This is a genomic window from Pseudomonas sp. A, assembly GCF_056270345.1.
Genome location: NZ_CM149873.1, coordinates 3,574,082 through 3,600,494, shown reverse-complemented (window position 1 = coordinate 3,600,494; position 26,413 = coordinate 3,574,082). Strand labels below are relative to the sequence as shown.

The following is a 26,413-nucleotide window of genomic DNA, read 5'->3' as shown; positions in this document are numbered from 1 at the left end:
AACGCCATGAGCCAGTTTCACAGCCTGACCGTCAAGCAAGTGCGCCAAGAGACCCGCGACGCGGTGTCCATCGCCTTCGACGTGCCCGCGCACCTGCACGATGAGTTTCGTTTCACCCAGGGCCAGTACCTGGTCATGCGCACCCGACTGGATGACGAAGAAGTGCGCCGCTCCTATTCGATCTGCAGCGCGGTGCAGGACGGCGAATTGCGCGTGGCGGTCAAACGCGTGCCGGGCGGTCGTTTCTCGGCCTTCGCCAACGAAGTGCTCAGGGCCGGCCAGCAGCTCGAGGTAATGCCGCCGTCGGGCAGCTTCTTCGTGCCGCTGGACCCGGCGCGCCGAGGTCACTACCTGGGCGTGGCCGCCGGCAGCGGCATCACCCCGATCCTGTCGCTGGTCGCCACCACCCTGGCCTGCGAACCCCACAGCCGCTTCACCCTGCTGTACGGCAACCGCGCCAGCAACAGCGCGCTGTTCCGCGATCGCCTGGAAGACCTGAAGAACCAGTACCTCGACCGCCTCAACCTGATCTTCGTGTTCAGCCGCGAGCAGCAGGATGTCGACCTGTACAACGGCCGCATCGACGCCGACAAGTGCGGCCAGCTGTTCGCCCGCTGGCTCGACGTGAAGTCACTCGATGCGGCATTCATCTGCGGCCCGCAGGCGATGACCGAGACCGTGCGCGACAGCCTGCAGGCCAATGGCCTGGCCAGGGAGCGCATCCACTTCGAGCTGTTCGCCGCCGCCGGTGCAGAGGCCCGTCGCGAAGCCCGCGAGGCGGCGCGCCAGGTGGATTCGGCGGTCAGCCACGTCACCGTGATCAGCGACGGCCGCGCCCTGGCCTTCGACCTGCCGCGCAACACCCGCAGCGTGCTCGAGGCCGGCAACGCCATCGGCGCCGAGTTGCCCTGGTCGTGCAAGGCCGGGGTGTGCTCGACCTGCAAGTGCAAGGTGATCGAGGGCGAGGTGGAGATGGACAGCAACCATGCCCTGGAGGACTACGAAGTGGCGGCCGGGTATGTGCTGTCGTGCCAGACCTACCCGTTGAGCGACAAGGTGGTGCTCGATTTCGATCAGCTCTAGCACCGCGTCGCCTGCTTCGCGGGTAAACCCGCTCCCACAGGTACATCGGCGCCCTCAAGACCAACGCCGTCCCTGTGGGAGCGGGTTTACCCGCGAAGAAGCCAACACAGATACCGGCAACACCCGCGTGACCTGAAAAAACAATTACAACAGCCAGAGAGAACGCTCCCCATGACACCCGAACACCTCGAATCCATCAGCAAGCACCCCGCCTTCGTGCAACTGATCCAGCGCAAGCGCCGCCTCAACGGCTCGCTGACCCTGGCCATGCTCGTCGCCTACTACGGTTTCGTCCTGCTGGTGGCCTTCGCCCCCGGCGTGCTCGGGCAATCGCTCAGCGGCGGCGTGACCAGTGTCGGCATGCTGGTGGGCGTGCTGATGGTGCTGCTGTCCTTCGCCCTCACCGGCATCTACATGCACCGCGCCAACCGCGTCATCGACCCGCTCAACGAGGTGGTCAAGCAGGAGTGCGCGCGATGAACTGGACCGCCATCTCGATGTTCCTGGTGTTCGTCGGCTTCACCCTGCTGGTGACCCGCTGGGCCGCCCTGCGCACCCGCTCGGCCAGCGACTTCTACACCGCCGGCGGCGGCCTGACCGGCATGCAGAACGGCCTGGCGATCGCCGGCGACATGATCAGCGCCGCCTCCTTCCTCGGCATCTCGGCGATGATGTTCATGAACGGCTACGACGGCCTGCTCTACGCCCTGGGCGTGCTGGCCGGCTGGCCGATCATCCTGTTCCTGATCGCCGAGCGCCTGCGCAACCTGGGCAAGTACACCTTCGCCGACGTGGTCTCCTACCGCCTGGCCCAGGCCCCGGTGCGCCTGACCTCGGCCTTCGGCACCCTGGCCGTGGCGCTGATGTACCTGGTGGCGCAGATGGTCGGCGCCGGCAAGCTGATCGAACTGCTGTTCGGCATCAGCTACCTGTACGCGGTGATGCTGGTGGGCGTGCTGATGGTGCTGTACGTCACCTTCGGCGGCATGCTCGCCACCACCTGGGTGCAGATCATCAAGGCGGTGATGCTGCTGTCGGGCACCACCTTCATGGCCTTCATGGTGCTCAGGCACTTCGGCTTCAGCACCGAGGCGATGTTCGCCAGCGCCGTGGCCGTGCACGCCAAGGGCCAGGCGATCATGGCACCGGGGGCACTGCTGTCCAACCCGGTGGACGCCATCTCCCTGGGCCTGGGCATGATGTTCGGCACCGCCGGCCTGCCGCATATCCTCATGCGCTTCTTCACCGTCAGCGACGCCAAGGAAGCGCGCAAGAGCGTGTTCTACGCCACCGGTTTCATCGGCTATTTCTACCTGCTGCTGATCGTCATCGGCTTCGGCGCCATCGTCATGGTCGGCACCGAGCCGTCCTACCGCGACGCCAGCGGGGCGATCATCGGCGGCGGCAACATGGTCGCGGTGCACCTGGCCCAGGCGGTGGGCGGCAACCTGTTCCTTGGTTTCATCTCGGCGGTGGCCTTCGCCACCATCCTCGCCGTGGTCGCGGGCCTGGCGCTGTCCGGCGCCTCGGCGGTGTCCCACGACCTGTACGCCTGCGTGGTGCGCAAGGGCCAGGCCAGCGAGCAGCAAGAGATGCGCGTATCGCGCCTGGCCACCCTGGGGATCGGCCTGTTCGCGGTGCTGCTGGGGCTGCTGTTCGAGTCGCAGAACATCGCCTTCCTTTCCGGCCTGGTGCTGGCGGTGGCCGCCTCGGTCAACTTCCCGGTGCTGCTGCTCTCGATGTTCTGGAAAGGCCTGACCACCCGTGGGGCGGTGGGCGGCAGCCTGGCCGGGCTGGTCTCGGCCATCGTCCTGGTGGTGCTGGGCCCGGCGGTGTGGGTCAACGTGCTGCACAACGAGCGGGCGCTGTTCCCCTATAGCAACCCGGCGTTGTTCTCCATGTCGCTGGCCTTCCTCGCAGCCTGGGCCTTCTCGGTCACCGACGGCTCGGAGCGGGCACGTGAAGAACGCGGGCGCTACCTGGCCCAGTTCATCCGCTCGATGACCGGTATCGGCGCCGCCGGCGCCAGCAAGCACTGACCTCAAGAACAATAACAATGTCGGGTACAACAACAATGAACCGCACGCACCTCAAGTCAGCCGCCTGGCTGGCCACCCTCGCCCTGCCCTTGCCGGCCATGGCGGACTTCGTCGCTGACAGCCACGCACGCCTCGAACTGCGCAACCACTACATCAACCGCGACTTCCGCCAGAGCAACGCCCCGCAGAGCAAGGCCGAGGAATGGGGCCAGGGCTTCACCGCCCGCTTCGAATCGGGTTTCACCGAGGGGCCGGTCGGCGTCGGGGTGGACGCCATGGGCCAACTGGGCATCAAGCTCGACTCCAGCCGCGACCGGCGCAACACCGGCCTGCTGCCCTACGGGCCACGCAGCCTGGAACCGGTGGACGATTACAGCGAACTGGGCCTGACCGGCAAGCTGCGGGTGTCCAAGAGCACCCTGCGCCTGGGCACCTTGCAGCCGATCCTGCCGGTGGTGGTGTACAACGACACCCGCCTGCTGGCCTCGACCTTCCAGGGTGGCCTGCTGACCAGCCAGGAGCTGGACGGCCTGACCTTCAACGGCGGCCGCCTGACCAAGGCCAACCTGCGCGACTCCTCCGGGCGCGACGACATCGGCTACGGCGCCGCCAGCAGCGACCACTTCGACTTCGCCGGCGGCAGCTACGCCATCACCCCGCAGGTCAGCGTCAGCTACTACTACGCCAAGCTCGAAGACATCTACCGCCAGCAATACATCGGTTTGCTGCATACCCAGCCCCTGGCCGAAGGTGTCAGCCTGCGCAGCGACCTGCGTTACTTCGACAGCCGCGGCGACGGCGCCGAGCGCGCCGGGCGCATCGACAACCGCAACTTCAACGCCATGTTCACCCTGGGCGTGAAGGCCCACAAGTTCACCGCCACCTGGCAGCAGATGTCCGGCGACAGCGCCTTCCCGTTCCTCAACGGCGGCGATCCGTACACCGTCAACCTGGTCACCTACAACACCTTCACCCGCGCCGGGCTCGACTCCTGGCAGGTGCGCTACGACTACGACTTCGTCGCGATGGGCATCCCCGGGCTGAGCTTCATGACCCGCTACACCGACGGCCGCCACGCCGAGACCGCCACGCTCAGCAATGGCCGCGAGCGCGAGCGCGACACCGACATCACCTACGTCATCCAGAGCGGCCCGTTCAAGGACGTCAGCCTGCGCTGGCGCAACGTCACCTTCCGTTCCAGCAACGGCCTGACCAATGCCGTGGACGAGAACCGCCTGATCATCGGCTACACCGTGGCGCTGTGGTAACCGCGCCCCCTGTCCATTAGAACCGCATGGAGAACAGCATGTCCGCCGCCCCTACCCTGCAAAGCTTCATCGCCGGCCGCTGGATCGGCCAGCACGGCGCCCAGGCCCTGCGCAGCGCCCTGGATGGCCATATCCTGGCCTACAGCCACGAAGAGCGCCCGGACTTCGCCGAGGCCGTGGATTTCGCTCGGGCCCAGGGCCTCAAGCAGCTGCTGGCCATGGATTTCCAGCAGCGCGCCGCCCGGCTCAAGGCCCTGGCGCTGTACCTGGCCGAGCGCAAGGAGCAGCTCTACGCCCTGTCCCACCATTCCGGCGCCACCCGCGCTGACAGCTGGATCGACATCGAGGGCGGCAACGCCACGCTGTTCGCCTATTCCAGCATGGGCCGGCGCGAACTGCCGTCGGGCAACCTAGTGCATGAAGGCCCGGCAATCGCGCTGGGCAAGCAAGGCCATTTCGCCGGCAGCCATATCCTGGTGCCGCGCACGGGGGTGGCCGTGCATATCAACGCCTTCAACTTCCCGATCTGGGGCATGCTGGAGAAGTTCGCCCCGACCTTCCTCGCCGGCATGCCGTGCATCGTCAAACCCGCCACGTCCACCAGCTACCTGACCGAAGCCGTGGTACGCCTGATGAACGAATCGGGCCTGTTGCCGACCGGCAGCCTGCAACTGGTGATCGGCAGCACGGGCGATCTGCTCGACCGTCTGCAGGGACAGGACGTGGTGACCTTCACCGGCTCCGCCGACACCGCAGCCAAGCTGCGCGTCACCCCGAACCTGATCCGCAACTCGGTGCCCTTCACCGCCGAGGCCGACTCGCTGAACTGCGCCATCCTCGGCCCGGACGTGAGCCCCGACAGCGAGGAGTTCGAGCTGTACATCAAGGAAGTAGCGCGGGAAATGACCACCAAGGCCGGGCAGAAATGCACGGCGATCCGCCGCGCCATCGTCCCGGCCAAACACATCGACGCGGTGGCAACCCGCCTGCGCGAGCGGCTGCGCAAGGTGATGGTGGGCGATCCTGCGGTCGAAGGCGTGCGCATGGGCGCGCTGGCCTCCCACGACCAGCAGCGCGATGTCGGCGAGCGCGTGCGCCAATTGCTGGACAGCTGCGAGCAGTTGCTGGGGGCCAGTGACGGTTTCACCCCGGTGGGTGAAGGCGTGGCCGAGGGCGCGTTCTTCGCCCCGACCCTGCTGCTGGCCCGCGACCCGCATGCCGAGGGCGGCGCCCACGATATCGAGGCGTTCGGCCCGGTGAGCACGCTGATGGCCTACGACGACCTCGACGAAGCCCTGACCCTGGCCGCCCGCGGCAAGGGCAGCCTGGTGGCATCGCTGGTCACCGCCGACCGCGCCGTGGCGGCCAAGGCCATTCCGGTGGCGGCGGCCTGGCACGGGCGGCTGCTGGTGCTCGACAGCGAGGCGGCCAAGGAATCCACCGGCCATGGCTCGCCATTGCCGCAGCTCAAGCACGGCGGCCCCGGCCGTGCGGGCGGCGGTGAAGAGCTGGGCGGCCTGCGCGCGGTCAAGCACTACCTGCAGCGCGCCGCCGTGCAGGGCTCGCCGAGCATGCTGATGGCGGTGACCGGCGAATACGTGCGCGGCGCCGAGGTGATCGAGACCGAGGTGCACCCGTTCCGCCGCCATTTTGACGACCTGCGCATCGGCGAGTCGCTGCTGACCCACCGCCGCACCGTGACCGAGGCCGACCTGGTCAACTTCGGCTGCCTGTCGGGTGATCACTTCTACATGCACTTCGACGAGATCGCGGCGAAGCAGTCGCAGTTTGGCAAGCGCATCGCCCACGGTTACTTCGTGCTGTCGGCGGCGGCCGGGTTGTTTGTTTCTCCGGGCGAAGGGCCAGTGCTGGCCAACTATGGCCTGGACACCCTGCGCTTCATTACCCCGGTGGGGATCGGCGACACCATCCAGGCGCGCTTGACCTGCAAGCGCAAGATCGACCAGGGCAAGACCAGCCCGCAGGGGCAGGCGCAAGGGGTGGTGGCGTGGGATGTGGAGGTGACCAACCAGCTGGGTGAGCTGGTGGCCAGTTATGACATCTTGACGTTGGTGGTGAAGCGGTGAGCGTGGTTGGGTTGCGAGGGGCTTGGCGATAGGCGGCCATCCCTTTCAAGGTCTTGCGATTACTGGGGTCGCTTTGCGACCCTTTCGCGGCACAAGGCCGCTCCTACAGGAGATTCGCGCCCCCTTGTAGGAGCGGCCTCGTGCCGCGAAAGGGCTGCAAAGCAGCCCCGGCAATTCCAAGCCGGACGCCAAGTCTCAGCACCTTGAAATTGCCATCACTATGCCACCTCGCACATCCGCCCTACATCGCGCAATGCTCCCTCGGCGCTATAGTCGGCCCATCGCCCCACCGCCAGCCCCCCTTCCTGGCGGTGGGTGCGCCGTACCGAGAACAATGCCAAGGAAGCAACGCGATGATCCCCATGTCCTTCCCCTTCAAGTCCCTGGTCCTGCTTGCCGGCCTCGCCACCCTGGCCGGTTGCCAGACCGCCAGCCCCAGCGCCGACACCCTCAAGCAGCGTACCGAGGTCACCCTCGGCGTGCCGGTAAGCAAGGTCAGCAACCTGCGCAGCGACTCCAACACCACCTACTTCACCGCCAGCACCTCCAAGGGCCAGTTTGACTGCCAGGTGCCCAGCGGCGGCCTGGTCGCCGTGGCCGGCATGGGCATCTACACCCCGTCACCAACCTGCTGGAAGGAAGGCCAGGCCCCCGTCTTCCAGTGACACCCTCAAGCGCCGGCCTGAACCGCCGGCGCCGCTGCCGTCTCGCGCAGGGCACGCAACGCCGCGCGCAACTCGGCAGGTCGCACCGGCTTGGCCAACACCGCGATGCCCCGCGCCTGCAAGGCGCCCTGCAGCCTGTCGATGTCGTGACCGGTCATGATCAGCGCCGGCACATCGGCACCGCGCTGCGCGCGCAACTGGTCGATGCAGTCAATGCCGGTAGCCTGCGGTCCCAGGTCATAGTCGGCGACGATCACATCACAGTCGCTGACCAGGCCATGGGGCGAACTCTCGGCCTGCACCTCGCATCCCCAGCGTTGCAACAAGGCACTGGTGGCCTGCAGCACGTTGTGGTCGTCCTCCACCAGGCACACCCGCAGCCCGGTGAGCAGGCCCGCCTGCACGGCCTGGTCGAGCGTGGCCCGCGGCACTTGCGCAGGGGCCCTGGCCAACCCCTGCAGGGTCACGCAGGTGCCATGCCCCAGGCGCGAGCGCAGGCTGACCTGCAGGCCCATCAACCGCCCCAGGCGCTTGACGATGGCCAGACCCAGGCCAACCCCCTCGACATCCTTGTCGCGTGCCTCGCGCACCCGGTAGAACTCCTCGAACACCCGGTCCTGGTGCTCCTCGGCAATCCCCCGCCCCTGGTCGCAGACAACGATGGCCAGGCCCTGCCCGCAAGGCCGCACGCCGATCAGCAACCGGCGTCCGGTGGCGTACTTGAAGCTGTTGGACAACACGTTCTGCACCATGGTCGCCAGCATGCCCGGATCGGCGCGGATCCAGTGACGGCTCGGCACCAGGCGCATCTCCACCCCGGCCCAGCGCGCCGCCTCGCTGTTCTGGCGCAGCAGCTCGCGCAGGAAGCCGTCCACGGCAAAGGTCTCCCATTTCGGCTGCACCCGGCCGTTGTCCAGGGTGTACAGGTCGAGAATCGAGCGGAACAGCTGCGAGACGTTGAGCAGCGAGCGGTCGATGCTGTCCACCAGGCGCCGCTCCTCCTCGCCCAGGCGTGCCTCGCGCAGGCAGGCGGTGAACAGGCCGATGGAGTGGATCGGCTGGCGCAGGTCGTGGCTGGCCTGGGCCAGGAAGCGGGATTTCTCGCGGGTCGCGGCCTCGGCCAGGGCCGTGGCCTTGCGCGTGCGCTCCAGCAAAAGGTGGGCATAGAACGGGATCAGGGTGCTGGTGGTCAGCAGCATCGGCAGCAGAAACGGCTGCTCCTGCCAGTAGGGGGTCAGCCGCCAAACCACCAACAACGCCCCCAGGGCCAGCACCGTGGCAATGGCCAGGTAACGCGAACCGAAGCGCATGCCGTTGCCCAGGTTGATCCACACCATCACCGCATACAGCGGCAGCGCGGTTTCGCCGCCGACCACCAGGCCGAAGCTGGTGCCGGTGTAGTCACCGAGCATGCCGAAGATCCGCCGCGCCGGATAATGCCCCGGCCAGCGCTTGATAGCCTGGCGCATGCCGATCGAAACCACCACGAAAGCGGCGTAGTAGAGTATCACCGGCAGATAGGTGGCCGGCGAGCGACCCGGCAGGAAGCCCAGCAGCGCCACGTAGCTGATCGCGCAGGAGGCGACGATGATGCGCAGGTTGGCCTGGTCCAGTTCGTTGTTCTTTTCGAACTTCATGGGGTAACGTCCTTGTGCGCCAGTCGGCATTTGCGGCAAGCATCATGGGAAAATGCCGCAGTTGACTGCTAAATTAGCATGTGTCGGACGACAGGGAGTTCCTCGACGTGAGTTGTCGCATCATCGTGGCAGATGACCATCCGCTGTTCAGGGAAGCCATGGTCAACACCGTGCGGCGCATCCTGCCCGAAGCCCGGCTGGAGGAAGCCGGCAGCCTGGCCGACGTGCTGCGCCTGGCGACCCTGGGCACAACGCCCGATACCCTGATCCTCGATCTGCGCTTTCCCGGCCTGACCTGCATCGGTCGCCTCGCCGAGCTGCGCCGGCAACTGCCGCGTACCACGCTGATCGTGGTGTCGATGGTCGACGACCCGGAGGTGATCTGCGAAGTCATGGCCGCCGGCGTCGATGGTTTCATCGGCAAGAGCGTCAGCCCCGCGGAGATCGGCACGGCCATCCTCGCCATCCGCGCCGGCGAGGTGGTGGTCAACTACCTGCCCAGCGGCCTGCTGCCGCAACTGGGGGCTTCCAGCGAGCTGGAACAGCTCACCCACCGCCAGCAGGACGTGTTGCGCCTGATCGCCCAAGGCAAGACCAACAAGGAGATCGCACGGGCGCTGGATATCTCGCCGTTCACGGTGCGTATTCATGTGTCTTCGCTGCTCAAGACCCTCAATGTGCCGACCCGCACGGCGGCGGCGGTCAAATATTCGGGCAATTAAGCGCAGATCGGGCTGTCAGCTGTCGCGGGGCCCTGTGGGAGCGGGTTCACCCGCGAACACCGGCGCAGCCGGTGCCATATACCGCGTTGCTTTATTCGCGGGTAAACCCGCTCCCACAGGATATGTGACTCGCTGTCGGGCGTTGTTCCCTGTGCGGGTAAGCGTCTGGTTCAGACCCGCCAGTGCACATCGGTGATGCCATGCCGCTCGGCCATCGGCCGGCTGACCTTTTTGATCTTTTCCCGTCCGAACTTCGGGATGATCCCCAACCCCGCATCGCAACTGGCCCAGTGCCAGGCTTCGGCGTTGTCCATGTGCTCCTGGCGGATGATGAAACGCCGCGGCTCTCCGTGCAGCCGGTATTCGATGGTGTACAGCTGGGGACTTGGCATCGACGCAGGCCCTCCTCTTCTCCATGGATGACTCTCTGACAGATCACCCTGTGCGCTGAAAATTCAAAAAAATTGTCAGACAAGACACGCCTCACGCATGCACGCTCCACTGCGTGACATCGGGCTCGATCGGCAAGTCGTCGATGGCATGGATCAAGCCGCAGGCAAGCGCCTCGTCGGGCCCGAGGATGCGCGGATAGGCCATCAGGTAGCGCGGCACATCCAGCACCTCATTGGCGCCTTCGGTTCGTTCGGCGACGATCTGCGCATACAGGCGCAGGTCATAGTCCAGGCTCATGGCGTACTCGGCCATGCGCGCATGGTCCACCGAGCCGTGCAAGGTCCAGTGAAAGGGGTGGAACAGGAACTTGCTCAGGGCGCAGGCGGTACGGTGGCTGCCGGCCAGGAACAGGATGTTGCCCATCGACTCGACCGTGCCGAGGTTGTGGGTGTGCACTTGCACCGGCAACGCGCGCAGGAAGTTGTAGAGGGTAAAGCCGTAGCTGCATTCGCCGCCCATGGTGGCGATGTTCAGCTGCAACAATTCGGCGCCCTGCTGCAAGGCTCGCGAGCAGGTGTTGATGAGATTGCCGCAGGTGGCCGAGTTGATCGGGCCGGTGAAATGGATGATGTGTCTGGCCATTGCGTCCTCCAGGTCAGTCGGCGCCGTGCGGATCGTCACCGCGCACGCCCAGCCATTGGTACTGCCTGCGCAGGGCATGCAGCTCGACCGGCTTCAAGTCCTGCAGGTCGCATTTCATCGCGAACCCTCGTGCAGGTTCTCTGCCCGGCAAGCGGTGGAGGCTGCGCCTGCCCCTAAAGTTCCACCGTAATTCCGCTCATCCATCGGGCTGAACCCAGACGCTTGGCAGCCGGTCGCTATGCAATAACGACTGTCAGGGACGCGAACGTGAACGCATGTCATAGCGAACTTCCCGAATGCTCGGGGACCGTGCGATGAATAGCCCCGTATCCGCCTCTGGCCATACCGGGGAGCAGACGATGGCCGTGCACCGCCTGACGGTGCTGACCCTCAACGTGCACAAGGGCTTCACCCTGTTCAACCGCCGCTTCATCCTGCCGGAGCTGCGCGAGGCGGTCCGCTCGACAGGCGCCGACCTGGTGTTTCTGCAGGAGGTCCACGGCAGCCATCAACAGCATGCCGAGCGCCACCCCACCTGGCCGCAGACCCCACAGTACGAATTTCTCGCCGACAGCATGTGGCCGCAGTTCGCCTACGGGCGCAACGCGGTCTATCCCCATGGCGATCATGGCAACGCCCTGCTGTCGAAGTTTTCGATCCGCGCCTACGACAACCTGGACGTCTCGATCCACGGCAACGAGGAGCGCGGTCTGCTGCACTGCCAGCTCGAAGTACCCGGCCATGAGCAGGTACACGCGATCTGCGTGCACCTGGGGCTGCGCGAAGACCATCGCCAGCGCCAGGTCGACCTGCTGCTGGCGTTGCTCGACAGCCTGCCGGCGGACGAACCGGTCATCGTCGCTGGCGACTTCAACGACTGGCGCCTGAAAGCGGATGCGCGGCTGTCGGGCCATCTGCGCGAAGCCTTTGGCAAGCCAGCGCGCAGCTTTCCCGCCCGCCTGCCCCTGCTGCGCCTGGATCGCATCTATCTGCGCAATGCTCAGGCCTGCGAGGCGCAAGTGTTGGCCAGGTACCCGTGGTCGCACCTCTCCGACCATGCCCCGCTGGTGGCGCAGGTGACGCTATGAAGCAGTCCTGGAGCGACGGCAACCGTGTCGAACTGCTGATCAATGGCGAGCAGTACTACCCGCGCGTGTTCGAGGCCGTGGCCCAGGCGCGCAAGGAAATCCTCCTGGAAACCTTCATCATCTACGACGACAAGGTCGGCCAGCCGTTGCGCCAGGCCCTGATCGACGCCGCGCGGCGCGGGGTGCGGGTCGAGGTGGCGGTGGACGGCTACGGCACCGCGGACTTGCCCGACGACTTCATCGCCTCGATGACCGAGGCCGGGGTGCGTTTCCATTCGTTCGATCCGCAACCACGGCTGGCCGGCATGCGCACCAACCTGTTCCGCCGCCTGCACCGCAAGATCCTGGTGATCGACGGGCAACGCGCGTTCATCGGCGGCATCAACTACAGCGCCGACCACCTCGGTGATTTCGGTCCGCAGGCCAAGCAGGACTACGCGGTGGAGGTCGTCGGCCCGGTGGTGGCCCAGGTGCACGCATCCTCCTGCCGCATGCTCGCACCAGTGCTGGATACCACCAGCCTGGTACAGCCGACCTGCACCGCCGCAGGCCCGGCCAGCGCCGTGCTGGTGGAGCGCGACAACCGGCGCCATCGCAACGATATCGAGGTCTGCTACCTGCAGGTTTTCCGTGAGGCCAGGCAACGTATCGTCGTGGCCAACGCCTACTTCTTCCCCGGCTATCGCCTGCTGCGCGAACTGCGCAACGCCGCCCGGCGCGGGGTCGAGGTGACCCTGATCCTCCAGGGGCAACCAGACATGCGCTGGGTACGCGCCCTCTCGCGGCTGCTCTACAACTACCTGCTGCGCGACGACGTACGTATCCACGAGTACTGCCAGCGTCCGTTGCACGGCAAGGTGGCGCTGGTGGACGACGACTGGTCCACGGTGGGCTCGAGCAACCTCGACCCGCTGAGCCTGTCGTTCAACCTCGAAGCCAACCTGCTGATCCGCGACCGGGCGTTCAACGACGTGCTCTACCAACACCTGAGCGAGCTCACCCGCGAACACTGCAAGACCGTGACGCTGGAGCGCATGGTGCGTGGCTACTGGTGGCGCGCACCCTTGATTTTCCTGGGTTTCCACATCACCCGCTATTTCCCGCGTATCGCCGGCTGGTTCCCCGCGCATCGGCAGCGCCTGCAGTCGCTGCAAGCCGCCAGCGAGGCCCCGGCCGACTACCACGGGGGCAAGACCTGATGGCCACGCCACGCTGGAAGACCTGGGGCAAACGCCTGCTGACCGTACTGTTCCTGGTGTTGATCCCGGTGCTGCTGTTCACCCTGGCGCGTAACCTGGACTGGAACGAAGTGCGCCAGTCACTGCTGGCCTACCGACCCTCGACCCTGGCCCTGGGGTTGCTGCTGGCCCTGTGCAGCTATCTGGTGTTCGCCAGCTACGACCTGCTCGCCCGCGCCTACACCGGCCATCGCCTGCCGGCCCGCCAGGTGCTGCCGGTGGCGTTCGTCTGCTATGCGTTCAACCTCAACTTTACCACCTGGGTCGGCGGGGTGGCCCTGCGCTATCGCCTGTACGGCAGGCTGGGGCTGGATACCCCGACCATCACGCGCATCCTCACCCTGGGCCTGTTGACCAACTGGATGGGTTACCTGCTGTTGGCCGGAACGGTGTTCGCGTTGGGCTTGGTCAAGCTGCCGGATAGCTGGGCGGTGGGCGCCGGCGGCCTGCGCCTGATAGGCGTCATGATGGTGGCGATCACGTTGGCTTACCTGTTCGCCTGTGCCTTCGCCAAGCGGCGAACGTGGGAGCTGCGCGGGCACGAAGTCACTCTGCCGAGCCTGCGCCTGGCGTTGGGCCAGGTGGTCCTGGGGGCCAGCAACTGGGCTTTGATGGCGGCGTTGATCCACCTGCTGCTGCCGCCGGAACTGTTCTATCCCTCGGTGCTGGGGGTATTGCTGATCAGCTGCGTGGCGGGCGTGGTCGCGCATATTCCCGCAGGGCTTGGCGTGCTGGAGGCCGTGTTCCTCGCCCTGCTCCACGGCCAGCTCGGCCAGGGCACGCTGGTCGCCGCGCTGCTGGGTTATCGAACGTTGTACTACCTGATTCCGCTGCTGTTGGCGGTGGTCACCTACCTGATCCTCGAGAAGCGCGCCAAGGCCTTGCGCCAACAGGCCGGGCCGGCCCTCGACAAGCGCTGAAGGGCCTTCGGGCCTGGGAGGTACTTGGCCAACCCCAATGCCGCAGGGCGTGACGAGCCCTCCACCCGCCCTGCCGTGCCCAAGGATGCGCGGATCATCACCTATCACTGCGACACCCCGAGCCTGGGCCAGGCGCGTAGCGATTGTGAGCGCAACAACGCCGACGTCCCAACGAGGCAAGCTCAGCGCTATGCCGTTGCCGTTGCCGTTGCCGTTGCCGTTGCCGTTGCCGTTGCCGTTGCCGTTGCCGTTGCCGTTGCCGTTGCCGATCAATAGTTTAGCCCCATAGCCCGCTAGCGACAGCTGCGTCAGCCCAGGCGCCGCCCGTAACTTCGCGACTTCAGGAGGCCGAACGCAGGCCTTGCGGAGGGAGGTGACGGGCATGGATGCCCGTCAAGCGCTGGGGCCCAGGATGGGCCCTGCAGCGCGGTCCTCCCGGGAGCAAGGCCGGAGTGAGGGGACCCGGAGCGAAGCGTAGGGCCGGATGAATGGAGCGAGGATTTTTTGGTTCCTTTTTGATCCTTCAAAAAGGAACTCGCCGTAAGGGCGAAAAGGTGACTATGCGTCGACATTGCAAATGAATGCACTTACAACCCTTAAAACCAGCACCGGCCGACTTTGACTTTGACTTTGACTTTGACTTTGACTTTGACTTTGACTTCTAGAGCATGTGTATTGAAAGTTATATGCGCATTCATTTGCGATGGTGACGCAAAGTCACCTTTCCGCCCTTACGGCGGGTCCCTTTTTGAAGGATCAAAAAGGAACCAAAAAATCCTCGCTCCATCATCCGGCCCCTACGCTTCGCTCCGGGGTTCCCTCGCTTCGTTCTTGCTCCCGGGAGGACCGCGCTGAACGCCCCATCCTGGGGCGCAGCGCTTGACGGCCATCCATGGCCGTCACCTCCCTCCGCAAGAACTCCGCTCGGCCTCCTGAAGTCGCAATTGGCGGCGCCTGAACTATCGCGCACTTAGAAGCAAGATCAAGATCAAGATCAAGATCAAGATCAAGATCAAGATCAAAATAACTACTGCTGCTGTGCGTACATTGATGTAGCAATTCGCTCTTCGCCGGAGATTTCAACGAAAGGGCCGTCGAGAGTGAAAGAACCTTATGGCGATATAGGATCCCTCGCCGGGAATGTTTCATCCAGCGCGTTATCGACATTACTCTCCTTCGGCCGGGTCATCTCACCACATTTGCAATCGGCCATACGACAAGGCTCCCCATCGCGATGCCCCGTCGCACAGGCTTCGCAGCAATAGGCCTTGCCATCCTGGACCACGGCATTGGCATCCACGGTGCAGGAACAGTGGTTGCAGGAACAGCGTTGCTCATTCATCACGGCTCTCTCCTGTCGTCATCAGGCACCACCTCATCGACCCACGGCTCACCATCCAACGGCGCCGAGCGGGCCAGTTCGGCCTCGTCCAGGCCGATGCCACCACCGATCTCGTGGGCCTCCACCTGGCGCAGGGTCTGGTCGGCAGGTCCGCTGCCTGTGCCAGGTTCATGCGGGTCTCGAGCGCCGGATTCATCGAACAGCGTATCCGGGCTCAAATCGTCGAGGGTGACATTGTCCTCGTGCAGGCTGTCGCCCAGGGTCTCGCCACCGGTCATGCCGCTTTCGGCGACGCGCCGGGGCGGGTAGTCCTCGGCGATCTCGCGCGCCGGACGCTCGTCGCCGACACGCCCCTGGCGCTCATCGCGGCGCTCGCTGAAATCCAGCTCGTGGACGCTGCCCATGCGGTCCTCGGTGTCGTCTATATCAACCTGCGGTCTTGGGTCATCGGGTCTAGGCATGAACGTTCTCCGTCAGTGGGCTTCACACGGTCGACTGCCCCCACCAAGCAATGATTCAGAGTTTCTTCAAAAGGCACCGCCCCGCGCTTTTTTTGAACTCCGCGCCGCACCGCCGCCTCCCAATCCTGAGACCCCGCGAACCGTCCCGGAGCCCGCCATGGCCAAGCCCCTGCAGGAGTACCAGCGCAAGCGCGATTTCAACGCCACGCCCGAGCCGGCTGGCAAGCGCGCCAGGCCACGCTCGGCCCACGCCCTGCAGTACTGCATCCAGAAGCACGATGCCAGCCACCTGCATTACGACTTTCGCCTGGAACTCGACGGCACCCTCAAGAGCTGGGCGATCCCCAAGGGGCCCTCGCTCGACCCCAAGGTCCGGCGCCTGGCGGTGCACGTGGAAGATCACCCACTGGACTACGCCAACTTCGAAGGACACATTCCCGAAGGCCATTACGGCGCCGGTGATGTGATCGTCTGGGACCGGGGTGTCTGGGAGCCCGAGGGCGATCCGCATGAAACCTATGCCAAGGGCAAGCTGCGCTTTCGCCTGCAAGGCGAGAAGCTGTCGGGAATCTGGAACCTGTTCCGCACCCACCTGGCCGGCAAGAAAGAGCAGTGGATGCTGGTCAAATCCCATGACGGACAGGCGCGCAGCGAATCCGACTACCGCATCGTCGAGGCCCTGCCGGACAGTGTGCTGAGCGACCGCACCCTGCCACCGCGGCGCCCGACCAAGGCAACCGCTTCCACGCGCAAGCGCAAGGCCGGTCGCAAAGCCCTGCCGGCGCTGCTCCAGCCACAACTGGCGACGTTGCTTGACTCACCTCCCAGCGGCGACTGGCGTTACGAAGTCAAGTTCGATGGCTACCGGATCCTGGCGCGCATCGACGGTGACGACGTACGCCTGTTTACCCGCAATGGCCACGACTGGAGCGCGAAGATGCCTCGTCAGGTCAAGGCGCTCAAGGCACTGGGGCTCGACGCGGCATGGCTGGACGGCGAGATGGTGGTGGTCGACGACAACGGCGTGGCCGATTTCCAGGCGTTGCAGAACGCCTTCGACACCGAGCACGACGAACGCATCACCTATTACCTGTTCGACCTGCCCTGGCTGGGCGGCGAGGATCTGCGCGAACTGCCGCTACAGGCCCGTCGCGCCACCCTGGCCAAGCTGCTGGAAGACAACGCTTCGCCGCTGCTCAGGTATTCCACCGATTTCAACGAGCCGGTTGACTCGCTGCTCGACAGCGCCTGTCGGCTGGAACTCGAGGGGCTGATCGGCAAGCGTGCCGACAGCCCCTACGTCGGCCGGCGCAGCAGCGACTGGATCAAGCTCAAGTGCAAGCAGCGCCAGGAATTCGTGATCGTCGGCTATACCGACCCCAAGGGCAGCCGCCACGGCTTTGGCGCCCTGCTGCTGGCCCTGCACGACCATGACAGCGGCCAGCTGCGCTACGCCGGCAAGGTCGGCACCGGCTTCAGCGCCGCCACCCTGGACAGCATCCTCACCCGACTGAAACCGCTGCAGACCGCCAAGCCGCCCTTGGCCAGCCCTCCCACCGGAGCCGAAGCCCGCGGCGTGCACTGGCTCAAACCGCAACTGCTGGCAGAAGTCGCCTACGCCCAGATGACCCGCGAAGGCATCGTGCGCCATTCAGTGTTCCACGGTCTGCGCGACGACAAGCCCGCCACCGCCATCGACCTGGAGCCAGCGATGCCCGCCAAGCACGTAGCACAACCCGAGGGCCTGGGCACCCTGCGCCTGACCCACCCCGACCGCGTGGTCGACGCAACCACCGGGGCCACCAAGCGCCTCGTCGCACAGTACTACACCCAGGTCGCCGACTGGCTACTGCCGCAGCTCAAGGATCGGCCCGTGGCCCTGGTCCGGGCACCGGATGGCCTGGGCGGCGAGCTGTTCTTCCAGAAGAACGCCGGCCAGCTGCATATCCCCCACGTGCTCAGCTACAGCAAGGCCCAGGCCGGCCAGGCGGCCATGGTGCTCAACCGCGCCGACAGCCTGCTGGGCGCGGTGCAGATGAACACCCTCGAACTGCACACCTGGAATGCCACCACCAAGGACTTCGACAAGCCCGACCGCTTCGTACTCGACCTCGACCCTGATCCCGCACTGCCTTGGAAGGCCATGCTCGAGGCCACCCAACTGACCCTCACCCTGCTCGATGAGCTGGGCCTGAAGGTGTTCCTCAAGACCAGCGGCGGCAAGGGCATGCACCTTGTCGTGCCATTGACCCGGCGCGCCGGTTGGGACGAGGTGAAGGACTTCAGCCACGCCTTGGTCGAGCACATGGCCGGCCTGTTCCCCGATCGCCTCAGCGCCGTGTCCGGGCCAAAGAACCGGGTCGGGCGGATCTTCATCGACTACCTGCGCAACGGCAAGGGCGCCACCACCGTGGCCGCCTACTCGCTGCGCGCCCGCGAGGGATTGCCAGTGTCGGTGCCGATCTGGCGCGAGGAACTGACTCAGCTTAAAGGCGCCAACCAATGGAACATCGGCAACCTGCAGGCCCGGCTTGCCGAGGTGGACGATCCGTGGGCCGACATGGCCAGGACCCGCCAGTCGATCACCGTGCGCATGCGCAAGCAACTGGGGATTGCCTGATGGAATCGACCCACTTTGATCAGCTGCTACACCGGGTCGCTGCTCGTTCGCAGCCCCTCGAACTCGAACCCTTGCTGCCGGAACTGCTGCAGGCTCTGCAGCGCGAACACCTCGACCTGCTCCCCTTGCCGGGCCAGGGGCAGACCCTGGAGCGCTGGCGGGCCCTGGCGCGGGTCGCCGCTTGCGATCTCAGCCTGGCCAAACTCTACGAAGGCCATACCGACGCCTTGGCGATCCTTGCCGAGTGCGGCGCCGCTCATCATGCCGGTGAAGGGACCTGGGGCGTGTGGGCTGCCGAACCGCCGGATGCCCGCACCCTCATCGTCGAACGGAACGGCGAGCAGGTTCGCCTGCAAGGCCGCAAGGCCTGGTGTTCGGGGGCGTTACAGATCGACCGTGCGCTGCTGACCGCCTGGCAAGACGACCAGCCTCAACTGGTGGCCATCGAGCTGCGCCATCCCAGCCAGCGCATCCAGGCCGACCACTGGCAGGCCGTCGGCATGGCCGCCACCACCAGTGTCGCCATCGCGTTGGACGACTCGCCGGGGTTGGCCATCGGCAAGCCCGGCCAGTACCTGTCCCGTCCGGGCTTCTGGCACGGCGGCGCGGGCATCGCCGCGTGCTGGTACGGCGCCGCCGAAGCCTTGGCGGACTACCTGCGCGAACACTGCCGCAAACCCCGGCCCGACCCGCACGCCGATGCCCACCTGGGCGCGGTCGATGCCGCCTTGTTCGGGGCCCGTGCCGCCCTGCGCGAATGCGCCGCCTGGATCGACCGGCACCCTCACGACGATGCCAGTTTCGAGGTACGCCGCACCCGCGCCCAGGTCGAGCAGGCGGTCGAGTTGGTCATCCAGCATGTCGGCCGGGCGCTGGGCGCCACGCCGTTCTGTTGCAGCAGCCATTTTGCCCGGCTCAGCGCCGACCTGCCGGTATACCTGCGGCAAAGTCACGCAGAACGCGACCTGGCCGAGCTGGGGCGGCAACTGACCGACATGCCTGCAGGAGCATGGCAACTATGAGCCAGAATCTGATTCAGACCGCTGACGGCACGCCATGGAGCGCCTGGCAGCAATCCGCGCACCTGGCCCGGGCCACCTGGCTGACACCCGACCGACTGTGCCCGCCCGGCAGACGGCTGGTGCTGCTGGCGCCGCACCCGGACGACGAAATCCTCATGGCCGGCGGCCTGTTGGCCAGCTTCCACGGCCGGGAACAGGACCTGGTGCTGATTTCCGCCACCAACGGCGAGGCCAGCCATCCGCATTCCAGCCAGTGGACCGAGCACCGCCTGCGCCATCAGCGCCCCCTTGAGAGCCGCCATGCCCTGCACAAGCTGGAGCTGGACCTCAACCGCGTCGATTGGCGACGACTCAATCTCAAGGACGGCGCCCTGCCACGCGACGAGGCTTTCCTGGTCACGCACCTGGAACAGTTGCTCCAACCCGACTACCTGCTGCTGACCACCTGGCGTGGCGATGGGCACTGCGATCATGAAACCGCCGGCCGCGCCTGCGCCCGGGCGGCCCAGTCGCGCCGCGCGCAGTTGGCCGAGGTACCCGTGTGGGCCTGGCACTGGGCCGTTCCCGACGATCCGCGCCTGCCTTGGCCCCAGGCATATCGCCTCCAGCTCGACGAAACGCGCCTGGCGCGCAAGCGCGAGGCCCTGGCCGCCCATGCCAGCCAGTTGCAGCCCGATGGCGATCGTCCGCCGGTACTGCCCGAACAGCTGCAGGCCTGCCTGCTGCAACCCTTCGAACTGGTCTTCCTGTCAATGGAGTCGCCATGAGCCTCGACGCGCAGTACTTCGCCGACCTGTATGCCGGCAACGATGACCCGTGGGCCTTTCGCACCCGCTGGTACGAACGACGCAAGCGCGACCTGGCCCTGGCCAGCCTGCCGCGCCAGTGCTACGCGCGCGTGTTCGAGCCAGCCTGCGCCAACGGCGAATTGAGCGTCCTGCTGGCCGGGCGCTGCGCCGACCTGCTGTGCCAGGACATCGACGCCACCGCCGTGGCCCTGGCCCGCCAGCGGCTGGCAGGCGTGAGCCATGCCCGCGTCGAACAGGGACACCTGCCGGGCGATTGGCCGGGCGGGCAGTTCGATCTGATCGTGCTCAGCGAGATCGGCTACTACCTGGACCCCACCGAGTGGCTGCAGGTGATCGAGCAATCGGTGGCCAGCCTGAGCCATGGCGGCGGCCTGCTGGCCTGCCACTGGCGCCATCCCATCGCCGGTTGCCCGCAGGATGGTCGCGAAGTCCATGGTCTGCTGGCCCGACACCTGCCGCTGTACCCGCTGCTGTGCCACGAGGAGGCGGATTTCCTGCTCGAGTACTGGTCGTGCCAGCCCAGCCTCGTGGACCTGGACGAGACCTGCCCATGATCGCCGTCATCATTCCGGCCCACAACGAGGCCCGCCGCCTCGGGCACTGCCTGGCCGCCGTCAAGCTGGCGGTGGCGCGGGCCGAGGCGGCGGGCCTGGTGGTCGAGGTGCTGGTGGTGCTCGATCGCTGCGTCGACGCCAGCGCGCGCATCGCTCGTCGTCATGGCGTGCACACCCTGGAACTGCAGGCCGGCAACGTCGGCTTCGCCCGGCGCCTGGGCGCGGCCTGGATGATCGAGCGCGGCGCCCAGTGGCTGGCTTTTACCGATGCCGACAGCCGCGTGCCTGGGCACTGGCTGGTGTCGCAACTGCAATGGCATGCCGACGCGGTCTGCGGCACGGTGCACATCGAGCGCTGGCAGCCCTGGCACGGCGCCGCCCTGCGCCAGTTGTACCGTAGCCGTTACCAGGCCCGGGACGGGCACCGGCATATTCACGGCGCCAACCTGGGCGTCTGCACCAAGGCCTATGAGCGCGTCGGCGGATTCCAGCCGTTGCCGGCCCACGAAGATGTGCAACTGGTGCTGGCCCTCGAGGCCAGTGGCGCGCAGATCGTCTGGACGGCGGCGCACAGCGTGGCCACCAGCAGTCGCCGGAACAGCCGCGCTCGCCAGGGCTTCGGGGACTACCTGAATGGACTGGAAGGGCAACTGCCGTAACCTCTGCGCAACCGCTATGACGCTTTGCGCGGTCGCTTGGTCGCCGGTTTCTTCGCCCTGGCCTTGCCACCCAGGCTGCGCTTGAGCAGCTCGGTAAGGTCGATGATGTCAGCGCCCTTCTCCGCCGGCGCGCCCTCGCCTTTGTCCACGGTCTCGATCTTGCCCTTGCTGGCCTTCTCTTCCACCAGGTCGAGGATGGTCTGGCGAAAGGCATCATGGTACTCGTCGGGCGTCCATGGCCCGCTCATGTCTTGCACCAGCTTCCTGGCCATGTCCAGTTCGCGCTTGTCCAGCTTGCTGTTGGTCACACTCTTGTCCAGTTCCAGCGACTCCAGGCCGCGCACCTCCTCGGGCCAGCGCAGGGTGATCATCACCAGCGCGTCCTCCAGGGGGCGCAGTAGCGCCAGGTGCTGGCGGGTGTGCAGCACCACGGTGGCCAGGGCGACATTGCCGGTGCTGTGCAAGGTCTCGCGCAGCAAGGCGTAGACCTTGCCGCCGCGGCGGTCAGGGCTCAGGTAGTAAGGCGTGTCGAACTGTTGCAGCGGGATCTCCCCGGCATCGATGAAGGAAAAGATCTCGATGGTCTGGGTCGCCTCGGGCCGGGCCTTGCGAATCTCCTCCTCGCTGATCACCACATAGCGGCCCTTCTCGTACTCCACACCCTTGACGATGTGCGCCTTGTCGATCTCCTTGCCGGTCACCTTGTTCACCCGCTTGTAGCCCACCGGCTCCATGCTGCGTTTGTCGAGCCAGTCGAAGTCGACGCGTTCGGTACGCACGGCGGTGTTGAGGGAGACGGGGATATGCACGAGGCCGAAGCTGATCGCACCTTTCCAGATTGCCCGGGGCATGGTCGGCTCCTACGCGTCGAACGGTTGGCCGGGCTGGCTGTAGCGCAACGCGCCGCAGCGCTCGCAGCACTGGCAGTCAAGCCCGGCGATTTCCCGGACCAGCAGGCTGCGCCATTGGCAGCCACGCAACAGGCAGACGAGTTTCATCAGCCACCTCCTTGGCCCGCATGTAGGGGCTCATACAAGGAATGACTGCACAGCATGTCAAAGGTTTACTCGATGTTTTCGGCCGATCCAAGTCGGGATATGCGCGGTACCAGGCGAACCCGGCACCGCGTGCCCTTCACTTACGAGCGGCCACCCTTGCGGCCGGACTCGGTCTGGCGGTTGTCGCCACTGCTCTGGCCGCCCTTGCGGCCGGCTTCGGATGCCTTCTCGCGGTCGTTGGCGAAGTTGCCCGGGTTCTTCGATCCACCCTGGCTGCCGGTCTTGTTGCTGTCCTGGCGACCGGTCATGTTGCTGTCTTTATTGGCCATGGTTGCAAAACCTCATGTGGCTGTGGGATGCACGGCTGCATGCCGTACATGGTTGGGAGTACGGCGATAAGGAGGGATTCGGATTATTCCGGAGTGATCGGACCGGTGGCGCTAAACATGCCGATGCCCTGTATCTGGGACGCAAGGGGACGCAGGCATGGTTGACCCCTTCACGCACTCTGGCATAATTCGCACAACCTACCGGTCGGTAGGTTTATTTTGCCAACGGATTTTCCAGTCATGCCTGCTTCCAACCTGCGCTTCGCCGCCTCCCTCGCCCTGATCGGCGCCCTCGGCCCTTCGGCCATCGACATGTACCTGGCCAGCCTGCCGGAAATGGCCCGCGACTTCGGCACCGGCTATACCCAGGTGCAACTGACCCTGACCGTGTTCCTGCTGGCGATGGGCGCCGGCCAGCTGCTGTTCGGCCCCGTGGTGGATGCCCTGGGTCGTCGTCGTCCATTGCTCGCGGGCCTGATGGTGTTCTGTCTGGCCTCCCTCGGCGCCGCCGCCGCGCCATCGCTGGACACATTGCTGCTGGCACGCCTGGTCCAGGGCCTGGCCAGCGCGCTGACGCTGGTGGTGATCATGAGCATGGTGCGCGACAGCGCCGACGGCGCGCGGGCGGCGCAGATCTTCGCCCTGCTGATGACCATCGAAGGCCTGGCGCCGATCCTCGCCCCGGCGCTGGGCGGGGTGATCGACGCGGCCTACGGCTGGCGGGCGATCATGCTGGTGCTGGCCGGTCTGGGCCTGCTGACCCTGCTCAACTCGATGCTGACGCTCGACGAGACCCTGCCTGTGGCGCAGCGGGTACGCCTGGCGCCGACCAGTGTATGGCGCACCTATGCGCGCATCGCCGCCGACGGCGCGTTCCTGCGCCCTGCCCTGGCGTTGTCGGCGGTGTTCTTCTTCCTGTTCGCCTACATCGCCGGTTCCGCCTACGTGTACCAGCAGCATTTCGGTCTCTCCAGCGCCCACTTCGGTCTGCTGTTCGGGGGCTGTGGCGTGGCCATCCTGCTCGGCGCGGCGCTGTCCGGCTACTGGGTAACGCGCCACGGCGTGGCTCGCGTGGCCTGGTGGGGCGCGCTGTGCATGGGCGGCGGCGCGCTGCTGACGGTACTTGCCGGGCTGAGCGACGCGGACCTGGTGCTGCTGCTGGCGGGCGTGGTACTGGCGCTGTTCGGCTTAGGCATTTGCGAGGCCACCTTGATGGCCCTGGCGATGTCGTCGCAACAACGTGACGTCGGCTCCACCGCAGCGTTGCTCGGCGCCCTGCAACTGGTGATCTCGTCCAGTGCCACACCGTTGGCCGGGCACCTGGCAACGCTGGGGCCGCTGGCCTGGGCCTGGCTGCTGGCGGCCGCTGCCCTGGTCATCGTCGGTTTGACCCGCGCCGCCGTGGCAAAGACAATCAGCGCCTCGCCCTACCCCAGCGCCAATCCGGAGTGACCGCCTTGAAAGCCCTGACCCCTTCCGCCGCGCGCATCTGCGACCATGCTGTCGAGCATTTTGCCGAACACGGCTACGACGGCTCGTCGCTGAACGAGATCGCCGTCCTGGCCGGCATGCGCAAGGCCTCGCTCTATGCCCACTTCGCCAACAAGGACGCGTTGTTCGTGCGCGCCTTCGAACGGGCGCTGGCGGACGAGACCGCCTACGTCGAGGCCGGATTCGGCCATGAGGCGGCGGGCCGCGAGGCGCCGGGGCACTGGCACCCGCTGCACCTGGCCGAGCGCTACGCCGCCTCGGCCAACCTGCGCTTCGTGCTGCGCACGGCGTTCCTGCCGCCGGCACCGATCCGTGCGATCGTCACCGGCGGCTTCGAGGCCTACCTGGAGCAGATCCGCCTGGGCTTCTGCCAGGCCCTGCGCGAGCGCCACGCCTGGGCCCGCAGCGATGGCAACAAGCTGGAGCTGTATGGCGACGCGTACCTGGGGATCATCGACAGCCTGCATGTGGAGCTGCTGTATGCGAACCCGGCGGTGTATGCGCGGCGGGCGGCTTCGTTGCTGAAGATTCTCGATGATTCTCTGTATCTGTGCGCAACCCCTGTAGGAGCGGCCTTGCGCCGCGAAAGGGGCGCGTAGCGGCCCCAGGATTTCAGCGTTGACGCATCAATCGACGGGGCTGCTACGCAGCCCTTTCGCGGCACAAGGCCGCTCCTACAGGGATTGCGCACGGCATCAGGGCCTGACCTTCTTCAACTCGTTCAACAACCCCATCAACTGCTCCAGCTTGTCCTCGCCGAACTGGCGCTGGATCTCCTGGTAATTGCGCTCCATCTCCTCGCTCATGGCCAGGAACGCCTGCTGCCCGCGCACGGTCAGGCTGATGAAGATCCGCCGCTGGTCCTCCGGCGACTTGCGCCGGCCCACCAGGCCGTCGCGCTCCAGGCGCTTGAGCACGCCGCTCATGCTCGGTTTGAGGATGCAGGCCAGGTCCGCCAGCTGGTGGCTTTCCAGCTCGCCCTGCTGGCGCAGGATGCGGATCACCCGCCACTGCTGCTCGGTCAGGTCATGGGCATTGAGGGCCGGGCGGAAGAACGCCATGGTCGCTTCGCGGGCCTGCAACAGGGTCAACGTCAGGGAAGGTCTAGGAGTGGTCATCAGGATAAACGGCTGGTTTTATTAAGATATTAATAAAGTGAAAACCATTTTCACCCGTGCTGTCCAGCCCCTGTGAAAAGTACCAGCGCTCCCGGCAAACGCCTATTTTCCAGGCGCCGCCTTCGTTGCACGATCAGTTGAAGCCTGTAGCCCGGAGCTGATCGCCCCATGTCAACGCAATCCCGCCTGGCGCTGGCGATACTCCCCCGGCGTCATCTGCGCATGGCGCTGGAAGAAGCGGCTGAAATACGCCGGATCCTTGAACCCCAGCCGATAGCAGATCTCGTTGGCCGAACCGCCGGTGTACAGCAGCAATCGGCGCGCCTCCTGCATCAGCCGTTCGAACACCAGACGCTTGGACGGCAGGTCGGCCATGCGCCGGCACACATCGTTCAGGCGCGCCTCGGTCACGCCCAGCGCCGCCGCATACGCCGGCAGTGTCCAGTGGTCGAGGTAGTGGCGCTCGATCAGCTCGTTGAAGCGATGAAACAGCTGCAGGTCCTCGTGCCGCGCAGGTGTGGCCTCCAGCGAATTGGCGCCCAGGCGCAGCAGGCTGATCATCACCAGGCGCGCCAGGTCCTGCACGGCGGTGCCCTGCCCGGCCTGGCCATGGCCGATTTCGTCGCCAAGCAGGTCGAACAGTTGCTCCAGGCGCCGCACCTCGCCGGCCGCCGCCCCCTGCAGGTGACCCAGGGCAACGCACGCCGGTTGCAGCCGCGGCCCCAGCGCCAGCCCAGGCTCGGCCTGCAGCAGTTGCCAGACCAGTTGCTGGCGCACGGTCAGCACATGGCCGTCGGCGTCGGCCTCGGTGACGAAGGCATGGGGAATGGTCGGCGGGGTGAGGAAGAACATCGGCCCGGACTCGTGGTAGCGCTGCTCGTCCAGGTACACCCGCACGCTGCCGGTCTTCACGTAGTGCACCTGGAAGAAGCGGTCGTGGCGGTGCACCGGCATGTTGCGGCCGAAGAATCCGGCCAGGTTGCCCAGGCGGTCGTAGTGCACCTCGCTGTCGCTATAGCGCTGGTCGTACACCTGACCGATGTTGATGTTGGGAATCGGCTGTCGTTCTTTCATTGTTGTTCTCGCAGCAGTGAAACGCGCCGGGGAAACCATCGTAGCACCACCGGCCAGCGGTAGACGCCTTGACGATCGTTAACATATTAAATATAACGTTAACACATTAACAAAAACACCACGAGGCGCCCCTGGTCGCCTCAATCACCGCAGG

General features: G+C 66.0%; 28 protein-coding genes. 18 read left to right on the top strand and 10 right to left on the bottom strand.

Translation table 11 applies throughout. The annotated features are described in order from the left end of the window. Positions 1-6: 6 nt before the first annotated feature. The 6 genes from paaE (at position 7) to AC0MAZ_RS16100 (ending at position 7,142) form a co-directional block, all read left to right on the top strand. The gene (gene paaE, locus AC0MAZ_RS16125) at positions 7-1,083 is read left to right on the top strand and encodes a 1,2-phenylacetyl-CoA epoxidase subunit PaaE (protein WP_232856181.1); all 1,077 of its coding nucleotides are present in this window, start codon (positions 7-9) and stop codon (positions 1,081-1,083) included. A gap of 171 nt (positions 1,084-1,254) precedes the next feature. Further along, on the top strand, positions 1,255-1,563 hold the full coding sequence (locus AC0MAZ_RS16120; protein WP_110736998.1) for a DUF485 domain-containing protein: 309 nt from the start codon (positions 1,255-1,257) through the stop codon (positions 1,561-1,563). After that, positions 1,560-3,122, top strand: coding sequence for a cation acetate symporter (locus AC0MAZ_RS16115; protein WP_475858510.1), 1,563 nt, complete (start codon positions 1,560-1,562; stop codon positions 3,120-3,122). Before AC0MAZ_RS16120 ends, AC0MAZ_RS16115 begins: the two co-directional genes overlap by 4 nt. 35 nt (positions 3,123-3,157) lie before the next feature. Further along, positions 3,158-4,390, top strand: a complete 1,233-nt coding sequence (locus tag AC0MAZ_RS16110) for an OprD family porin (protein ID WP_475858508.1) — start codon at positions 3,158-3,160, stop codon at positions 4,388-4,390. Positions 4,391-4,428: 38 nt separating this feature from the next. Then, positions 4,429-6,477: a phenylacetic acid degradation bifunctional protein PaaZ gene (gene paaZ / locus AC0MAZ_RS16105; protein WP_475858506.1), complete on the top strand. Its 2,049-nt coding sequence runs from the start codon at positions 4,429-4,431 to the stop codon at positions 6,475-6,477. A gap of 353 nt (positions 6,478-6,830) precedes the next feature. After that, a complete protein-coding gene (locus tag AC0MAZ_RS16100; RefSeq protein WP_232856177.1) occupies positions 6,831-7,142 on the top strand; it encodes a hypothetical protein in 312 nt (103 codons plus the stop codon). 5 nt (positions 7,143-7,147) lie between these two features. Here the strand turns inward: AC0MAZ_RS16100 and AC0MAZ_RS16095 are convergent, their stop codons facing one another. After that, positions 7,148-8,779, bottom strand: coding sequence for an ATP-binding response regulator (locus AC0MAZ_RS16095; RefSeq protein ID WP_475858504.1), 1,632 nt, complete (start codon positions 8,777-8,779; stop codon positions 7,148-7,150). Positions 8,780-8,886: 107 nt separating this feature from the next. Between AC0MAZ_RS16095 and AC0MAZ_RS16090 the strand changes: the two genes are divergently transcribed. Continuing rightward, positions 8,887-9,501, top strand: coding sequence for a LuxR C-terminal-related transcriptional regulator (locus AC0MAZ_RS16090; protein ID WP_203646663.1), 615 nt, complete (start codon positions 8,887-8,889; stop codon positions 9,499-9,501). Between the two features lie 170 nt (positions 9,502-9,671). On the opposite strand, the gene AC0MAZ_RS16085 is transcribed toward AC0MAZ_RS16090, so the two are convergent. Both AC0MAZ_RS16085 and AC0MAZ_RS16080 read right to left on the bottom strand, forming a co-directional pair. Beyond that, positions 9,672-9,893 carry a DUF6555 family protein gene (locus AC0MAZ_RS16085; protein ID WP_186713273.1) on the bottom strand — a complete coding sequence of 74 codons (222 nt, stop codon included), beginning with the start codon at positions 9,891-9,893 and terminating at the stop codon, positions 9,672-9,674. Between the two features lie 91 nt (positions 9,894-9,984). Beyond that, positions 9,985-10,536: an ATP-dependent Clp protease proteolytic subunit gene (locus tag AC0MAZ_RS16080; RefSeq protein WP_475858501.1), complete on the bottom strand. Its 552-nt coding sequence runs from the start codon at positions 10,534-10,536 to the stop codon at positions 9,985-9,987. A 314-nt stretch (positions 10,537-10,850) separates the two neighbouring features. Here AC0MAZ_RS16080 and AC0MAZ_RS16075 point away from each other — a divergent pair, with 314 nt between their 5' ends. The 4 genes from AC0MAZ_RS16075 to AC0MAZ_RS16060 are packed head-to-tail and all read left to right on the top strand — an operon-like array spanning position 10,851 to position 14,058. Beyond that, the gene (locus tag AC0MAZ_RS16075; protein ID WP_475858500.1) at positions 10,851-11,624 is read left to right on the top strand and encodes an endonuclease/exonuclease/phosphatase family protein; all 774 of its coding nucleotides are present in this window, start codon (positions 10,851-10,853) and stop codon (positions 11,622-11,624) included. Further along, entirely contained in the window at positions 11,621-12,823 is a 1,203-nt protein-coding gene (gene clsB, locus AC0MAZ_RS16070) for a cardiolipin synthase ClsB (protein ID WP_475858497.1), read from the top strand. Before AC0MAZ_RS16075 ends, clsB begins: the two co-directional genes overlap by 4 nt. Next, complete coding sequence (locus tag AC0MAZ_RS16065; RefSeq protein WP_475858495.1) at positions 12,823-13,782, top strand: lysylphosphatidylglycerol synthase domain-containing protein; 960 nt, start codon at positions 12,823-12,825, stop codon at positions 13,780-13,782. The genes clsB and AC0MAZ_RS16065 overlap by 1 nt, the downstream gene beginning before the upstream one ends. A 24-nt stretch (positions 13,783-13,806) precedes the next feature. Next, positions 13,807-14,058: a hypothetical protein gene (locus AC0MAZ_RS16060; RefSeq protein ID WP_475861506.1), complete on the top strand. Its 252-nt coding sequence runs from the start codon at positions 13,807-13,809 to the stop codon at positions 14,056-14,058. A gap of 835 nt (positions 14,059-14,893) precedes the next feature. Here AC0MAZ_RS16060 and AC0MAZ_RS16055 read toward each other — a convergent pair. Together AC0MAZ_RS16055 and AC0MAZ_RS16050 are read right to left on the bottom strand one after the other, a co-directional pair. Then, positions 14,894-15,124, bottom strand: coding sequence for a metallothionein (locus tag AC0MAZ_RS16055; RefSeq protein WP_475858493.1), 231 nt, complete (start codon positions 15,122-15,124; stop codon positions 14,894-14,896). After that, entirely contained in the window at positions 15,124-15,585 is a 462-nt protein-coding gene (locus AC0MAZ_RS16050; RefSeq protein ID WP_475858492.1) for a phosphotransferase system, HPr-related protein, read from the bottom strand. Before AC0MAZ_RS16050 ends, AC0MAZ_RS16055 begins: the two co-directional genes overlap by 1 nt. A 157-nt stretch (positions 15,586-15,742) precedes the next feature. Between AC0MAZ_RS16050 and ligD the strand changes: the two genes are divergently transcribed. Genes ligD through AC0MAZ_RS16025 form a run of 5 tightly spaced genes read left to right on the top strand, consistent with a single transcriptional unit; the run spans position 15,743 to position 21,249 of the window. Then, positions 15,743-18,205 carry a DNA ligase D gene (gene ligD / locus AC0MAZ_RS16045; protein ID WP_475858490.1) on the top strand — a complete coding sequence of 821 codons (2,463 nt, stop codon included), beginning with the start codon at positions 15,743-15,745 and terminating at the stop codon, positions 18,203-18,205. After that, complete coding sequence (locus AC0MAZ_RS16040) at positions 18,205-19,227, top strand: acyl-CoA dehydrogenase (protein ID WP_475858489.1); 1,023 nt, start codon at positions 18,205-18,207, stop codon at positions 19,225-19,227. The genes ligD and AC0MAZ_RS16040 overlap by 1 nt, the downstream gene beginning before the upstream one ends. After that, complete coding sequence (locus AC0MAZ_RS16035) at positions 19,224-19,994, top strand: PIG-L deacetylase family protein (RefSeq protein ID WP_475858487.1); 771 nt, start codon at positions 19,224-19,226, stop codon at positions 19,992-19,994. Before AC0MAZ_RS16040 ends, AC0MAZ_RS16035 begins: the two co-directional genes overlap by 4 nt. After that, the gene (locus AC0MAZ_RS16030; RefSeq protein ID WP_254463572.1) at positions 19,991-20,590 is read left to right on the top strand and encodes a class I SAM-dependent methyltransferase; all 600 of its coding nucleotides are present in this window, start codon (positions 19,991-19,993) and stop codon (positions 20,588-20,590) included. Before AC0MAZ_RS16035 ends, AC0MAZ_RS16030 begins: the two co-directional genes overlap by 4 nt. Further along, entirely contained in the window at positions 20,587-21,249 is a 663-nt protein-coding gene (locus AC0MAZ_RS16025; protein ID WP_475858485.1) for a glycosyltransferase, read from the top strand. Before AC0MAZ_RS16030 ends, AC0MAZ_RS16025 begins: the two co-directional genes overlap by 4 nt. A 14-nt stretch (positions 21,250-21,263) precedes the next feature. Here AC0MAZ_RS16025 and ku read toward each other — a convergent pair whose 3' ends face one another. The 3 genes from ku to AC0MAZ_RS16010 form a co-directional block, all read right to left on the bottom strand. Then, the gene (gene ku, locus AC0MAZ_RS16020; protein WP_475858483.1) at positions 21,264-22,100 is read right to left on the bottom strand and encodes a non-homologous end joining protein Ku; all 837 of its coding nucleotides are present in this window, start codon (positions 22,098-22,100) and stop codon (positions 21,264-21,266) included. A gap of 9 nt (positions 22,101-22,109) precedes the next feature. Further along, on the bottom strand, positions 22,110-22,247 hold the full coding sequence (locus tag AC0MAZ_RS16015; RefSeq protein WP_203646679.1) for a PSPA7_2676 family Cys-rich small protein: 138 nt from the start codon (positions 22,245-22,247) through the stop codon (positions 22,110-22,112). A gap of 140 nt (positions 22,248-22,387) precedes the next feature. Then, entirely contained in the window at positions 22,388-22,576 is a 189-nt protein-coding gene (locus tag AC0MAZ_RS16010) for a con-10 family general stress protein (RefSeq protein ID WP_203646680.1), read from the bottom strand. A 240-nt stretch (positions 22,577-22,816) separates the two neighbouring features. On the opposite strand from AC0MAZ_RS16010, the gene AC0MAZ_RS16005 reads away from it, so the two are divergent. Then, on the top strand, positions 22,817-24,028 hold the full coding sequence (locus AC0MAZ_RS16005; protein ID WP_475858481.1) for a multidrug effflux MFS transporter: 1,212 nt from the start codon (positions 22,817-22,819) through the stop codon (positions 24,026-24,028). A gap of 5 nt (positions 24,029-24,033) precedes the next feature. After that, the gene (locus tag AC0MAZ_RS16000) at positions 24,034-24,666 is read left to right on the top strand and encodes a TetR/AcrR family transcriptional regulator (RefSeq protein ID WP_475858479.1); all 633 of its coding nucleotides are present in this window, start codon (positions 24,034-24,036) and stop codon (positions 24,664-24,666) included. 96 nt (positions 24,667-24,762) lie between these two features. On the opposite strand, the gene hpaR is transcribed toward AC0MAZ_RS16000, so the two are convergent. Beyond that, entirely contained in the window at positions 24,763-25,185 is a 423-nt protein-coding gene (gene hpaR / locus AC0MAZ_RS15995) for a homoprotocatechuate degradation operon regulator HpaR (RefSeq protein WP_203646685.1), read from the bottom strand. 171 nt (positions 25,186-25,356) lie between these two features. Beyond that, entirely contained in the window at positions 25,357-26,259 is a 903-nt protein-coding gene (gene hpaA / locus AC0MAZ_RS15990) for a 4-hydroxyphenylacetate catabolism regulatory protein HpaA (RefSeq protein ID WP_028688922.1), read from the bottom strand. Between the last annotated feature and the right edge of the window lie 154 nt (positions 26,260-26,413).

Bases quoted from the DNA above. Each gene is read 5' to 3' on its own strand.
- paaE (WP_232856181.1), top strand. From the start codon at position 7: ATGAGCCAGTTTCACAGCCTGACCGTCAAGCAAGTGCGCCAAGAGACC.
- AC0MAZ_RS16120 (WP_110736998.1), top strand. From the start codon at position 1,255: ATGACACCCGAACACCTCGAATCCATCAGCAAGCACCCCGCCTTCGTG.
- AC0MAZ_RS16115 (WP_475858510.1), top strand. From the start codon at position 1,560: ATGAACTGGACCGCCATCTCGATGTTCCTGGTGTTCGTCGGCTTCACC.
- AC0MAZ_RS16110 (WP_475858508.1), top strand. From the start codon at position 3,158: ATGAACCGCACGCACCTCAAGTCAGCCGCCTGGCTGGCCACCCTCGCC.
- paaZ (WP_475858506.1), top strand. From the start codon at position 4,429: ATGTCCGCCGCCCCTACCCTGCAAAGCTTCATCGCCGGCCGCTGGATC.
- AC0MAZ_RS16100 (WP_232856177.1), top strand. From the start codon at position 6,831: ATGATCCCCATGTCCTTCCCCTTCAAGTCCCTGGTCCTGCTTGCCGGC.
- AC0MAZ_RS16095 (WP_475858504.1), bottom strand. From the start codon at position 8,779: ATGAAGTTCGAAAAGAACAACGAACTGGACCAGGCCAACCTGCGCATC.
- AC0MAZ_RS16085 (WP_186713273.1), bottom strand. From the start codon at position 9,893: ATGCCAAGTCCCCAGCTGTACACCATCGAATACCGGCTGCACGGAGAG.
- AC0MAZ_RS16080 (WP_475858501.1), bottom strand. From the start codon at position 10,536: ATGGCCAGACACATCATCCATTTCACCGGCCCGATCAACTCGGCCACC.
- AC0MAZ_RS16075 (WP_475858500.1), top strand. From the start codon at position 10,851: ATGAATAGCCCCGTATCCGCCTCTGGCCATACCGGGGAGCAGACGATG.
- clsB (WP_475858497.1), top strand. From the start codon at position 11,621: ATGAAGCAGTCCTGGAGCGACGGCAACCGTGTCGAACTGCTGATCAAT.
- AC0MAZ_RS16065 (WP_475858495.1), top strand. From the start codon at position 12,823: ATGGCCACGCCACGCTGGAAGACCTGGGGCAAACGCCTGCTGACCGTA.
- AC0MAZ_RS16055 (WP_475858493.1), bottom strand. From the start codon at position 15,124: ATGAATGAGCAACGCTGTTCCTGCAACCACTGTTCCTGCACCGTGGAT.
- AC0MAZ_RS16050 (WP_475858492.1), bottom strand. From the start codon at position 15,585: ATGCCTAGACCCGATGACCCAAGACCGCAGGTTGATATAGACGACACC.
- ligD (WP_475858490.1), top strand. From the start codon at position 15,743: ATGGCCAAGCCCCTGCAGGAGTACCAGCGCAAGCGCGATTTCAACGCC.
- AC0MAZ_RS16040 (WP_475858489.1), top strand. From the start codon at position 18,205: ATGGAATCGACCCACTTTGATCAGCTGCTACACCGGGTCGCTGCTCGT.
- AC0MAZ_RS16035 (WP_475858487.1), top strand. From the start codon at position 19,224: ATGAGCCAGAATCTGATTCAGACCGCTGACGGCACGCCATGGAGCGCC.
- AC0MAZ_RS16030 (WP_254463572.1), top strand. From the start codon at position 19,991: ATGAGCCTCGACGCGCAGTACTTCGCCGACCTGTATGCCGGCAACGAT.
- AC0MAZ_RS16025 (WP_475858485.1), top strand. From the start codon at position 20,587: ATGATCGCCGTCATCATTCCGGCCCACAACGAGGCCCGCCGCCTCGGG.
- ku (WP_475858483.1), bottom strand. From the start codon at position 22,100: ATGCCCCGGGCAATCTGGAAAGGTGCGATCAGCTTCGGCCTCGTGCAT.
- AC0MAZ_RS16015 (WP_203646679.1), bottom strand. From the start codon at position 22,247: ATGAAACTCGTCTGCCTGTTGCGTGGCTGCCAATGGCGCAGCCTGCTG.
- AC0MAZ_RS16010 (WP_203646680.1), bottom strand. From the start codon at position 22,576: ATGGCCAATAAAGACAGCAACATGACCGGTCGCCAGGACAGCAACAAG.
- AC0MAZ_RS16005 (WP_475858481.1), top strand. From the start codon at position 22,817: ATGCCTGCTTCCAACCTGCGCTTCGCCGCCTCCCTCGCCCTGATCGGC.
- hpaR (WP_203646685.1), bottom strand. From the start codon at position 25,185: ATGACCACTCCTAGACCTTCCCTGACGTTGACCCTGTTGCAGGCCCGC.
- hpaA (WP_028688922.1), bottom strand. From the start codon at position 26,259: ATGAAAGAACGACAGCCGATTCCCAACATCAACATCGGTCAGGTGTAC.